Raw genomic sequence first — 13,696 nt, 5'->3', positions numbered from 1 at the left:
AGCGCGCAGCGGTGCCTACAGACTCTTCTTCGATGCACCGCCGTCCAGAAAAATCTGCTTCGGCAGCTTGAAGTCCCTCAGCTTGAGCAACGCCAACGGCCCCGCCCCCAGTTCGGTGCGCAGGTTCCAGGTCAGGTCGATGCCATCGGGCGCGCGCAGTTGCACGCGGTAGTGGCTGCCGCTGTCGGTCAGGGGCGTGACCCTGGCTTGTTCCAGCAAGCGGATCAGGCCCCAGGTGCCCTGGTAGTCGCCGAACAACCGTTCGTTGGCGCGCACGCTGGTCCAGGTCAGGCTGGTGCCCGGATGGCTGGTAAAGCCCGGCCAGCTGAAGCGCTGCCAGCGCTCTTTCTGGTTGAAGTAATGGTGTTTGTCGCCGTTGAGGATGAAGGTGGTCTGCACCACGTCGCGCACCGGTTTGCCCTGCAACTCGAAGCTCATGCCCAGGCCGCCGTCGGTGTAGAGCACGTCGGCCAGGTGACTGAGCTGGTTGATCGCGGCGAGGAACTGCGGGTTGAAGCGCAGCCCCTGGCTGTGCCGGGCATCAGCCACCCAGTGGCTGCCTTCCTTGCGCAGCACGCCGCCCAGTTGCTGTTGCAAAAACTGTTCGATGCGCCCGGCGTCGGCGCGGATCATCTGCCCGAGCATCGGCAACGAGGCGTCGCCGGCGGTGGCCGCGAACGGGTAGCGACCGGCGAAAGCGCTGTGCCAGTCGTTGACGATCGCCCGTTGCCACTGGCTGTTGAGCGCCGCGGTCGAGGGTTGCAGGACCCGTTGCCAGGCCTGTTCCAGCGGCTGTACGAACAGGGTCTGGCCGACGCCGTCCCACTCGGCGCCCAGGCTCGCAGCGAGCAGGCTGGCGTAGGCCTGGGTGTCGGTGAGGTCGATGTTCTGGCCCTGGAACACGCTTTGCGCCAGGGCCTGGGTCATCGCCTGCGGGTTGGGCGCGTTGCTCACCTGCTGCAACTTCAGGCGTACGCGGGTGACGCGGTTGAGGAAGGCCTGCAGGCTCAGGCGGTCGGTATTGTTTTCGGCCTCTTTGCTCAGCAGCGCCAGCAACGGCCCGAAGGCGGTGTCCAGCGGGCCGCCGATGCCTTGCGCCTGCTGCTCGATCAGCGGTACCGCGTCCTGGCCGATCAACTTCTGCGCCGACTTCACCAGCGAGTCGGCCAGGGCCTGCCCGCGCGCGCCGGCCTGTGCCTGATACGCCAGGGTGTTCATCAGCGCGATCAACGGCGACTGGCGCACGTCGCTCATCAGCGCCAGTTGATCGATCACCTCGCCCAGGTTGTCGACCGGCTGCCAGCGCAGGCTGTTGAGGAAGTCCAGCCAGGCGTTGGCGTAGTCCCGGAAGTAGCGCTCGGTCAGCTGTTGGCGCAACTGGTCGGGGGTCAGTTCGGCGGCGATTTGGGTTGGGTTGTCGCTGAGCACCCAGTCGATTTCTTCCCGCCGGGCCTCGGCGATGGCGTCGATGGCGCCACGCACCTGGCCGTCCCAGGCCTGGCGGGTGAACACGCCGGCAACGGTTTTTTTGCTGGAAAACAGCGCCCGGGCATCGGTGTCGCCGACCAGCTGTTGCAGGCCCAGCGCCGGGTAATGAGGGGCGGTGTCGTCGAGGACTTTTTGATAGAGGCTGGCCTGGGTGTTGCGTTGGCCCAACTGGCCGAGCAGCACTTGGCGGACTTGCGCCACCAATCTCTTGTCGGATTCGATGCGCCACTCGGGATGCGCCGCCAACTGCTCGGCGTAGAACTGCCAGAGGTTCGGCGACAGGTGTTGCCAGAGCCCGGGCGACAGGTCGGCCCGCAGCGGTTGCGCCTCGCTCAGGGCCTGGCTCAGGAAGGTGGGGTCGGCCTTTTCCGGTCGCGCCAGCATCAGGTAGGCCTTGAGCTGCGTGTAGGCCGCCTGGGCCCGGCGGGCGCGTTCGGGGCTGGCGGGCGGCAGCTTGATCAGGGCGTCGAGTTGCTGTTGCAGATGGGCCGCCACCGGGTCGCGCAGCAGGCGCTGGTTGGCCTCGACGTAACGCGGCCACAGCACCTCGAACAGTTTATCGTTTTGGTTCAGGCCAAACCGCTGGTACCAGGGCGCGCCGTGTTCGGCGCGATCATTCAGGCGCCCCAGTTCAAGCACCACCTGGTGCAAGGCCCGCAGTTGCTGGTCGGCGCTTTGCGCCTGTTGCAGCGAGCCAATGGCGGCCTGCACCTGGGTGATGTGCACGCGCTGGGTGGCGAACGACAGCAACATGCCGGCGCCCCACAGCGCCGCGACACTCAGCGCCACGGCGTAACCGATGCGCACGGTGCCCCAGCCCAGGCGTCGGTGCTGAACCGCCTTGTCACCGAGTACGCCGTCCCACGGCGGGGTGACATGCCACAAACGCCCGGCATCTGGCGTCCCACCCGGCAACGGCAGGCTGAACCACAACCCGCGCAACGGCACGCCCCGGGCAAACACCCGCCACAACGGCGCCAGCGCCTGACGCCAACGGGCGATGCCCTCGACCTGCAGATCGCGGGCCAGGCGTACCAGGAAATCATGGCTCACGTCGTCGCGCATCTGAGTCCAGCCTGCCTGACGCAGGGGATCGAGCAGGCTGTCCAGCGCGGTTTCCAAAACCTGCGGCGTGGCCGGTGACGGCAGCCGGCAACCGACCGGCTGGGTCGGGCGTTTGTCTTGCTTCCATTGACTGTCGCAGACCTGCCACAGGTGCAGCGGCAACTGCCAGCGCAGCTTGAGCGCCAGGGCTTGCAGGTGGCGGATGCCGACGTCCATGGCGGCGGTGTCGGTGGTTTGTTGTTTGCTGAGCGCCCAGACCACGCCGTCGAGGGGGCGCCAGCGGGTCAGGCCGTGCCAGTGCGCATCCCAGGTTTCATCCAGCGGCTTCTGCACGCTACCGCCCCAGAGCAGCACAGTGTCATGGCCGACCAACCATTTTTTGTCCCTCAGGTCAGGGGCAATCGCTTCGATTTGCTCGGGTTCGCCGACCACCAGCAGCACGCGAACCTTGTGGCGCCAGAAGAAGCGGTGTTGCTCGCGCAGGTACTCTTTGAGATCGTTCTGGACCGTATCAACGCGGTTCGATCGTGGAGCAGCCGTACCGAGTGTTTTCCGCGCCCACGTGATGAACTCCAATGCCCCCAACTTTCTAGTGGCCAGCACGCCCAGATTGTCCAGAAACACAACCACCAGACATGCCGCCAGCAGACAAGCCGAATACATCATCCGTTCGGTTCCTGCTTCTACGGATATGATCGGGTTCTCCACCCAGATCAGCAGCCCACCGATCACACCTAAACAAAGCACCACTATCCAGACACTGACTTGTTTCATGATTAGTCCTTTATCCCCATCATCCAGCGGGCCGAACAACACACCATTGCGGTGACGTGTCCTGCATCATTACAAGTTGAGGTTGTCGCTCGATGCTGGCGTGTTCGCTCGCGACGACCAGCGCCAGATTGCCTACCGCACAACCCGGCAAACCAAGCGAATGGTCCAATGACTGGCTTGTTTCGAAACTCAGCGGCCGACCGGCAGCGTTCATCGCAATGCCAACCTTGCCTAAATGATTGGCGGGCACTTGGGTTTGCCAGGCAAAGAGCGGCGCGGCGTCATCCTGAACCTGGCCCCAGAGGAGCATGTCCTGCAACGAATCAGGCTCATCGGTCAAGGGCACCGGGCGATGTACCCAAGCGGTCGGAACAACATTCTCCCGGGAGCACCATTCAGGCAGCGCAAGCAACACGGCAGAAATAGACTCGGCCTGCTCGGCGGTGGGCTGCTGAAAAACATTGAGTTCAAGCGACAGCATCAACGGGCATGGCGAAGCGTCATCCAACCAGGCGTCCAGCCAGAGCAAACCGTCGTCGTGGGTCGCGAAGGTAACCTGATCAACAACCAGCGTGTCCGCAACGCACTCTTGCCAGAGCGCTAATACCGTTTCGTCACAGATTTGCTGGTTGTGCCGGATCCGGACACGCAGGGGCGTAGTGCACGCAAAACGCTGCAGTTCTTCATCGAGGCCGCGCAAGACTTGATGTACATAAGACGCCAAACGCTCTGTGTACGCTTGCTCTGTATAAAACTTCGGTTCAGGCGCCAACTGGCTCAAGCGCATCGTCGTCTTCGAGAGTTCCACATAAACGGGCTGCAGCGGCTTGCTGCCAAGGCGCAACGCCTGGGCCAGCTGGTTGCTACCCGCCGCCGTGCAGTAAGACGTCACCAGCACTGCAATCGAGCGTTGTCCTTGTTGAATAAGCGACTGCTCAAGATCGTGGCGACTCTGGTTCCAGCATTGCGCAAAGTCATGCTGGCGCTCGTAGATCAATCGTCGCAGCGAAAACAGCAACAACCCCGTCAACGCCGGGAAGACCACGACACAACTCCAATACCACAAGGGCATGTGCCACAAGTCCTGAGGCCACAACAACATCACCAGGCCCGCACCCAACACCAGGCAAAACAGTACCACCAGACACCAGCGCCACAGACGAGGCGGTGTCGGCAGAACACGCTTTTCGGGCAACACTCGAAGATCGACCGGCACGTTACAGCCTCCCGGCCTGGGGCAGCGACGTGATCAAGGTGCAACCACAGTCACAGCGATGCCCATGCAACGCCATGGGCCGCCCCTGCCATGTGGAGCCGGTATCACCTTCGGCAATTGCATTCTCGCCATGCCCCGGCAAAGGACAGCGGACCTTGTCCCCCACACAGGCAACCCCACGCCCCATAAACACAAAGCCCTCGGCACCTGTCAGCACCTCACCGCCGGATGTCAACTTGTCGCCGACGCGAATAACTCCTTTCATGAAACCTCCAGTTTTGCAGACGATGGTCGTCGCCTTAGTTCTTCAACTCAGGAAGAAATGAAACATCGACATGGTATTTTTTGGGATTGCCATGTTCGAGTAGCACCTTGATTGTCTCGCTGGTTATATATTTCGAGGGATCGAACCAGATACTTTCACTTTCAAACACATGCAGTTCACGAGTCTCCGGATTCAGCCAATGGCAGACGATCATGAATGGACTTTTGCCGTTCATTGAAATGCTTTCATTTAAATCCACCGACTGGATCTCGGCCTCCACCGCCACTCCGTGTCGCTGCAGGCACTCTTTTTTGCGGTCACGCAATCCAATAACCAGAACAATAATTAGGCCTATAGAAAGAAATACCGCGCCCATTACCAGCATCACCATAAACGGCCCCCACAACTCGAAGAAACGGTTGATTTTTACTTCTTGGACATTGAACGGCGAATATAAAACCTCGACCGTATCGTTCAGGGAATAGGCACGACGACTTTTACCCACGGAAGAAGTAAACTCGACAACCTGACCATCCTGAGAAACAAAGCGTACAACGGGTCTATACGACACGGAATCGGAACTGCGACTTTTTACGAAATCCACCACAGTGCCTGTAGCAGGGACAACTTCTTTAAGGAAGTCATTGGTGTTTTTATAGGAAGTCACCGCACCTGAAAGAAGGGCAACCCCCACGAACGAGAACACATACTTGATAATTGACAGCGTTTTCATATTATTTCCTTGGATTGATAGTTTGCGATAAATCGCTATTGAACAGGGAGTGGATAATTGACTACGCAGCGGGCTGTTTTATCTCCAAGCACCAATCGCTCCCCCCTATTAGACAGGCTAGCCATCGTCGCATCTGGACTTCTATAACTTCTATGCACGTTTACACCCCCTCCCCACTGAGGATCTGCATAATCTTTGCCCCGAAGTACCTTTGCATATTTGTAATTTGAAGAAGGATCTTTATAAACAGGAACCATCGGACCCTGAGGGTCTTTGAGTGGAGAGTACTGATAATATGTCGGGTCATACCAGTCCTTGACCCACTCAAACCCATTATCAGACATCGAATAAATACCTAGCGGATTGGGCGGAAATCTATCCACAGGCAACGGTGTCAAAGTACCAGTATTCCACCCCATCTTTTTTGCGAATATTTCGCGATCCCAAGAACTGGAAATATTTATGCCTTTAGGACCATCTTTCCAATCCTCTGTTACATCGTCATTAGTCGCTTTATAAGTACCGTCATCAGTGGCTACCATCAGAAATTTCCCACGGCTTCTTGCTGCATACTCCCATTGGGCTTCTGTCGGCAACCCCAATGGCAACTCGCTAACATTTGCCAGCCAAGCGCAATATTTATCAGCCTCAAACCAATCTAAGTGTGCCGGTGTATTTGGAGCCTCACTGATGATGGTGAACTTTTCTCCGGCATCCTGACGAAGCTCAAGACCATTGGACTTAAGGTAAAACTGATACTCCTGATTGGTGATTTTAAATTTACCAATTGAATAATTACTCAAAACAACTCTATGCAGCGGTTTACTATCCTTATCCGAGTCATAGGGTAGTCTTTCAGGACCATACTTGACGCCATAATCCCCCATCAGGAATTCTCCGCCCTCGACGAAAACGAGGTTATTTGTTATTCTCCCAATGAATTCCTTTAACTCCCGCGAAGAAACATTTTCCAAGACGGTATTTGGCAGTTCGGAACTTTGCTCACACCCTGTCGCAGAAAACAAAAAAAACACGACTACACCTGACTTTAGGCTATTCATAAAACTTCACCCCTAACTTTTCAGAATCATTATCTAATCGGGCGTGGAAGATTGAGCACGCAGCGGGCAGTTTTATCTCCAAGCACTAGCAACTCCCCCTTGCCGGGAAAATCAGACTCAGTGCTATCCGGACTTTTATAACTTCTATGTACGGTTACACCGCCCCCCCACTGCGGATCGGCATAATCAACACCTCGCAGCACCTTCGAGTACTTATCATTCGATATAGCATCCTTATATATAGGACCCTCCGGGCCTTGGGGGTCTTGCAGGGGTGACCGCTGATAATACGTTGGATCATACCAATCCATGACCCACTCAAACCCATTATCGGACATCGAATAAATACCCAGGGGATTGGGTGGAAATCTATCCACGGGCAATGGGGTCAGAGTACCAGTTTTCCACCCCATCTCCTTTGCAAATATTTTGCGATCCAAAGAACTTGAAATATTGATACCTTTAGGTCCATCTTCCCAATTCTCGGTTACAGCATCATCAGTTGCCCTATAGGTTCCATCATCAGTTGCCACCATTAAAAATTGGCCGCGACTTCTTGCTGCATATTCCCATTGGGCTTCTGTCGGCAAATTAAACGGCAACACACTGATTTTTGCCAGCCAGCTGCAATACTGGTCGGCTTCAAACCAGTCGATATGCGCCGGCGTACTAGGTGCAGTACTGATAACGGCAAATTTCTTGTTCGCATCCTGGCGAAGCTGCAAGCCATTTGCCTTCAAGTAAAATTGGTATTCCTGATTGGTAATCTTGAATTTGCCAATTGAATAATTACTCAAAACAACTCTATGCAGCGGTTTACTATCCTTATCCGAGTCATAGGGCAGCCTTTCAGGACCGTACTCCACGCCATAATCCCCCATCAGGAATTCTCCGCCTTCGACGAACACGAGGTTATTTTTTATTCCCCTGATAAAATCCTGCAACTCCTGCGAAGTGCTATCTCCCAAGATAGTATTCGGCAATTCGGGACTTTGCTCACACCCTGTCGCGGAAAACAAAATAAGCACGAACACAATTGACTTTAGGTAATTCATAAAACTCGATCCGTGATTTTTCGAAAATTCATTTAATCGGACGTGTTTGATTGACTACACAACGAGCCGTTTTATCCTCTAAAATCACCAGATCAGTATTTTTATACCGACTTACCATTGTGCTGTCTGGATTTCGAAAACTTCTATGTACGTTTACCCCCCCACCCCACTGCGGATTTGCATAATCCTTGCCCCGAAGCACCTTTGCATATTTGTAATTTGAAGGAGGACCTTTATATACACCGCCCTCCGGACCTTGGGGATCTTTAAGCGGAGACCTTTGGTAATAAGTTGGGTCATACCAGTCCTTGACCCATTCAAATCCATTGTCGGACATTGCATAAAGGCCTAACGGGTTAGGTGGAAAACGATCCACTGGTAAAGGTGTCAAGTCTCGTGTTTTCCAACCCAACTCCTTGGCAAATACCTCGCGATCCCACTCAGTTGAAATATTAATACCGCGAGGTCTGTCATACTCCGTTGCAGAGCCCTCAGTTATTTTATAAGTACCGTCGTTGGTGGCGACCATTAAAAATTGACCACGACTCCGAGCTGCATACTCCCACTGCGCTTCGGTAGGGAGTCCGAATGGTAAATCGCTAATTTCAGCCAGCCAGCCGCAATATTTCTCAGCTTCAAACCAATCCATATGGGCAGGGGTTGTTGGTGCTGTACTAAATACCTGAAAATCACTGCCGGCATCTTGCCGAAGCTCTAAGCCATTGATTTTCAGATATAACTGAAACTCCTCATTTGTGACTTTATACCTATTGATTGAATAATTACTTAACTCAACCTTATGCAATGGCTTACTGTCCTTATCCGAGTCATATGGTAGTCTTTCAGGGCCGTATTGACTTCCGTAGTCCCCCATCAAGAATTCACCACCTTCAACAAAGACGAGATTACTTTTTATCTTTTGCACAAAACTCTGTAAATCTTGCGAAGATGCATCATCCCCGGCCGCACTCGATAGCATTGCACTCTGCTCGCACCCCACCATTAAAACAACAGACAACACAACAGAAAGCCTTAGCATTTTCATAAAAAGCCCTTACATCAAACCCAACGTTCCGCTTCTGATTCACACGGTCCAAAACCACAACCACCAGGATAACGATTATTATCGATAGAGTGACATTGATAATATGGCGTATCATTCATGGCCAGCGCATAGCCCCAAACAACATCAGGTCTTATTCGATCATAAATAACCGACAACTCACGCTTCGCTTTATGCAAATCCTGATCACGATTGAACCCCTCCTGCAAAAATTCCACTAATTTCTGCTCCTGTAGTTCGACTATCAGGTATACATCTTCGGTTTCTGCCAAGTTAGAGCCGTCAGGCGTCATACGACAAAAAACTTTGCGCCACTCAGCGCGGGTCTGAATGCTTCTGAGTATCCAGATCACCGCTTCCTTTCGATCCTGGTAGATATCGGGCACCAGCCCTTTACCATAATTGTACGGATCGAGATGATCCCAAGTGCCATGACGAGTGAGAAGGTAAAGCAAAATCCCTTTTGCCTCTGGAGTGCAGCTCAACAACTTTTCTTTATTGGCATTAATACTGATAGCTAGTTGATTACGCCGTTTCGAGGCATCTATATTTGTCCTACTTTCATCTACAATTAATTTCATAAAATTTTTAAACTCATTCTCAACAAACCTAACACTACCCTCTAAAACCATAAACCTTTTATAAACATCACTCCGCATATCATCAATTTGCAAAACACAATATTGACTATATATTTTAAAAGCACGCCTATCTACCAAATCAAAAAAACCATAATTCAACCGATACAACTCATAAACCAACCACGCCCCAAACTCCACAATCGTATTTGTACCCACCTCAAAAATAAGCCCGCCCTTTGCCCCATATCCCCAACACAAACTGGCGGCCACATGAAAACAGAACTTTCCATTGATAAAGGTGCAGTGAAACTTGCCACCGGCCCCAGCGCCGGCCAAACCGGCAATGCTGCCGCTGATGCTGCAAAACTCGGTAAATTCGCCGCTGGACTTCAACAGACCGGCAACGCTGGCATTGACGTCCGCCGGCGGGGTGGGTTTGAGCCATTGCAGCCCCCCCTTGAGGCTGCCCTCGACGCGGGCGCCGGCGAAGGCTTCGCCGGTCAGTTGCAGGCCTTCGTCCTCGGCGCCCATTTGTTTATGGAAAACCGCACCCTTGGTTCTTCTTTCCGTGAAGCGGGGTAATCGACCATTGGGCTGGCCAGCGAGCAGTTGCTGGTCACCTTGGGTCACTATCTGCAGTTGCGCCTCAAGTTGTACCGAGGCACCGACGAAACCGCTTAACTCGGGCGACAGATGCAAACGCAACATGCCCATGTCAAAGACGTTGCCTTTGGCATTGGTGTAGGACAGCGACCAACCCAGGCGGTCCGGCACAAATGCACTGAGGCTGACCATGCCGGAGGCGACGGTCAGGCTGGCCTTGGCTTCGCCCTTGACTGCGACATTCCCCTTGCCTGGGTCGAATTCGGCACTGGCGCCGACATTGGAAACAAAGCGCATGAACTGCGCGGCACCGGACACATCGACGTTCTCCCCCAACTCGGTTTCGCCCACCAGGCTTTCGTTCCAGCGTTTAGCCCAGTCAAACAGGGTGGTGTCCTCGTTCAACGCTTCGGGATCGAAGTCCAGCCCGGTCCATTTGACGACATCTTTGAGCTCCAGCTTTATTTTTGGCCACTGCAGAGTGGTCAGCTGTTCCTTGAGCTTCTGCGTGTCGATGCGGTGTTTACCCTGCTTGTCCCTGCCATAGATACTGTTCTCAGCGCCCTTCTTTTTGTCGCCCTTCAGGGAGACCTTGTGCAGCTTGCGGCCCTCCTGACTTTTGCTGAAGTAGCCTTTCTTGACATAGGCATAACGGGTGGGCTTGCTGCCCTTCTTGCCTTTGGTTACCGCGAGCGGAATCAACTCGACGACATCGTCGTAGCTCATTTTGTCCTGGGAGAACTCTCCGAGTTTTTCGCGCAGCGCAGCCCTTTGCGCTTCCAGTCGACTTTCTACCGCCATCATTTCCTTGGCATGCGCTTCAGCTTCCAGGGGAGGCACGGCGGAGGCTGAAGACCTTTTGGCATAATTTTCCAGTGCCCTGGAATATTGCTCCTTGGCCAGGTGAAACGCGTTCATCCGCTGGGCCATGTCTCGCCAGTGTTTTTCGAACTCACCCGCGTCAGTGTCCGCGATGAAGATCAGTTCTTCGGTTTCGGGGCGGAAGTAGCACCGGGTTGATTGATGGTGCACCACCATTACGGGGTCTTCTTTGCTGATGCGCAGTTCAGCGGCATGGGCATTGGCTTGGCTCATGGTTTCAGACTCCGTGATCATCGAAGAACAGCTTGATGCCTTGCGGATCAATACCGTGATGGCGTTGGGTGTAGCCGTTTTCGTCTGTCACTCCCTGCACCACAGTGCCGTCAGCGGCATCAATGCGATAGGGAATATGGGGCTTGGGCGCGCCGCTCACTTCGTCCCTGATCTGGAATCTGCCCTGCATCGGTTTTTTATAAACGGGGTCTTCCAGGACCATGGCCGACAACGCCTTCTCCAAAGATGCTCCCCCTCCCCAAGCGATAAAGTCGTTCTTGATGCGCAACTCGCCCGGCGCACCGATTTCGATGGAGCCGTCCTTGATTTTGATATAGGCGCCTCGGCTGACCAGGGTGATTCCCTGCTCGGCGTTAATCACGATCTCACCATTGATACTGTTGAGCGTCAGTGCTTTGTCCGCTTGCAAGGTCATCGCATCGCTTTGCGCTTGAATATCCACCGCACCACGGGCGGCGCACAGCTTGAGCCCCAGCTTTTGGGCGAACAGGCTGACGGCCTCCCCGGCTGCCACGCTCAAGCGTTTGAATACGGTGATATCAGCACTCTCCCCCGCCGTGGCAGTCAGCGTTTTCCCCGCTGAAAGCTGCAGGTTTTCTGGTGTCGTCAGAGCAATACCGGCAGGCGCCGAAGCAATCAGGCCTGCTTTTTTGAGATTCGCCAATGAGTCTTGCAGCTGCTGCTGAGACAGAACGTCTGCCGACAGTGCTCCTGATACCGCAGCGCTTTGCGCCAAAGAAGTCACCAGTTGCAAGGCACTATTGAGCTGGGCCAATGCGGCACTCATGTCAAGCGCCAGGCCTTCAGCCTTGGGCTGTCCATCGGCACTGATGAACACTCCCTTGCCACCCCGAATCGCCCCCCAACCATCCGTGCGCAGTTCAAAACCTTCGCCGCGCTTCTTATTCTTCGCATCCACCAGGTGGCCGAGGTTGAGCTGACTTTTACCGCTGTGTTCGGTACTGAGTTTTATGTGCTCCCGGCCACGGTCATCCTCCATCCGTAGCTTGTTGTTGGCGGGCGTGCGCAGGACGTTGCGTCGGTAGTTTTCCAGGGTCACATGGTCGGGGTGTTCGTTGTCGTGCAACGCATGGGCGATGTAGGGGCGGTCCGGGTCGCCCTGTTCGAAGGCCACCGCCACTTCGGTGCCGGGAATCAACGGCAGGTGCAGGCCGTGGGTATCGCCCGCGTATGGCCGGGCCAGGCGTAGCCACAGGCTTTCTTCACCGGGTTGCCAGGTGTCACGGTCGAACATGAAGCTCACCCGGTAGCGCCCCTCGCCATCGATTTCGGCATAGGGGTAGTTGGTGACGGGGCTGGTCAGCCGGGCGGGGATGGTGCCGGCCATTTTTGGCTTGGGCAACAAGGGCGGGCGGAAGCAGATGGTTTCCGAATAGGGGATCGCGTGGAAGCAGCACTCGAAGCTGCGATCCCGCGCCGCGCGGGTGATTAGGTGGGTGATCACGGTGCCGAGGGCGAAGGCTTTTGGGGCGCCATCGGTGATCTTGAGCACCTGACCCGGTGCCAGCGTCGCGCTGCTGCTGGTACCGCTCAATTGGGTCTGGTGGTTGAGGTAACGCTCGTGACGCAGCCGGGCGTAGAAGTGACCGCTTTCGCTTTGCAGGTCTTCATCCTGGGCATAGCGATCGCCGAGAACGGTGTAAGGCTCGGCGTAGTGATAGGCCTCGCCGTAGGTGGTTTCGGCACCACGGGTCTGATCGATCTCGCCGTCCAGGTAGGCGTAAATGTCACGGTGATGGTAAGCGCGGAAGTTGACGTGCCGTTCCACCACTTGATGGCTCGTTTGCAAGGCCCAGACGCCATCCTGGTCACTGTTCAGGCCGGCGGGCGGGCGATACGGCAGTTGGACGTTGAACTGGTAATGGCGCTGATCGTCGTGAAACTCCACGACATCGACCGCCAGGCGCTCGTTGCTGGAGAAGCGGTACCAGATGCCGACTTCGGCCAGAAGCCGTGCGATGAAGGCAAGGTCGCTTTCGCCGTACTGCATGACTTGCTCGCGGCGAGGGTATTCACGCGCCAGCTTGAAGAGAAACTGATGGCCTTCGAGCCCGTGTCGGTCGCGCAAAATGTGCTCGACGATTTCCGGCACGGACTTGTGCTGGTAAATCCGAAACTGCTGGCCGCGACCGAGCAGTGCCAGGCGCGGTTGCAAAGTGATTTCGTAGCGGGCTTCGTCGCGGGAGTCGGACAGACGCTTGAAACCGGTGATGACGCCATGCAGGGTGCGTAGCGGTTTGATCTCGGGCTTGGGGAGCCCCCGAATCGTGGGCGGTTGCCTGGCGGCGTAAAGGCTGAAACGGGCACCGTGGTTAAGCACTTGATCGGCGGCGATGTCCAGTTCGCTGCAGGTGAATTCGATGTGATAAGTGAAGGGTTGGCTGAGGTGCTCTTCGCCGTGAAAAGCGAGAACGTCCAGGTCGATGTCGAGATCGTGGACCCGGAGTTTGTGGTGGCTATGGTCGAAAAAAGGGGACATGGTCAGGCCTTCCTGGTCTGTAGTGGGACGATCCGGAAGGGGTTGTGCTTCCTCCCTGGTCCTCGGGACCGGAAGCTTTCTATAGGCTGAATGCGAGCGATATCGGATGTTTCTGGGTGTTACGTGGGAAGCCTCTGGAGAATTAATAGGAGAAAATGCGTTTTTCTTAAACGTGA

At 55.3% G+C, this 13,696-nt stretch carries 9 protein-coding genes; all 9 read right to left on the bottom strand.

The window, feature by feature from the left end:
• Positions 1–15: 15 nt before the first annotated feature.
• The 9 genes from AC07ZE_RS03870 to AC07ZE_RS03830 are packed head-to-tail and all read right to left on the bottom strand — an operon-like array spanning position 16 to position 13,520.
• A complete protein-coding gene (locus tag AC07ZE_RS03870; protein WP_207261458.1) occupies positions 16–3,327 on the bottom strand; it encodes an ImcF-related family protein in 3,312 nt (1,103 codons plus the stop codon).
• A 19-nt stretch (positions 3,328–3,346) separates the two neighbouring features.
• A complete protein-coding gene (locus AC07ZE_RS03865; RefSeq protein ID WP_207261456.1) occupies positions 3,347–4,543 on the bottom strand; it encodes a KPHS_23130 family T6SS system protein in 1,197 nt (398 codons plus the stop codon).
• Between the two features lies 1 nt (position 4,544).
• Complete coding sequence (locus tag AC07ZE_RS03860; protein ID WP_207261454.1) at positions 4,545–4,808, bottom strand: PAAR domain-containing protein; 264 nt, start codon at positions 4,806–4,808, stop codon at positions 4,545–4,547.
• 34 nt (positions 4,809–4,842) lie between these two features.
• Entirely contained in the window at positions 4,843–5,541 is a 699-nt protein-coding gene (locus tag AC07ZE_RS03855) for a DUF3592 domain-containing protein (protein ID WP_207261452.1), read from the bottom strand.
• A gap of 35 nt (positions 5,542–5,576) precedes the next feature.
• Positions 5,577–6,602, bottom strand: a complete 1,026-nt coding sequence (locus AC07ZE_RS03850; RefSeq protein ID WP_207261450.1) for a formylglycine-generating enzyme family protein — start codon at positions 6,600–6,602, stop codon at positions 5,577–5,579.
• 29 nt (positions 6,603–6,631) lie between these two features.
• Entirely contained in the window at positions 6,632–7,657 is a 1,026-nt protein-coding gene (locus AC07ZE_RS03845) for a formylglycine-generating enzyme family protein (protein WP_207261442.1), read from the bottom strand.
• A gap of 28 nt (positions 7,658–7,685) precedes the next feature.
• Entirely contained in the window at positions 7,686–8,702 is a 1,017-nt protein-coding gene (locus tag AC07ZE_RS03840) for a formylglycine-generating enzyme family protein (protein ID WP_207261440.1), read from the bottom strand.
• A gap of 14 nt (positions 8,703–8,716) precedes the next feature.
• A complete protein-coding gene (locus tag AC07ZE_RS03835) occupies positions 8,717–10,999 on the bottom strand; it encodes a hypothetical protein (protein ID WP_207261430.1) in 2,283 nt (760 codons plus the stop codon).
• 4 nt (positions 11,000–11,003) lie between these two features.
• Positions 11,004–13,520, bottom strand: a complete 2,517-nt coding sequence (locus AC07ZE_RS03830; RefSeq protein ID WP_207261428.1) for a type VI secretion system Vgr family protein — start codon at positions 13,518–13,520, stop codon at positions 11,004–11,006.
• Between the last annotated feature and the right edge of the window lie 176 nt (positions 13,521–13,696).

The organism is Pseudomonas sp. GW101-3H06 (genome assembly GCF_059424605.1).
The sequence above is the reverse complement of the archived record's forward strand: the minus strand, read 5'-3'. Positions and strand labels throughout refer to the sequence as shown.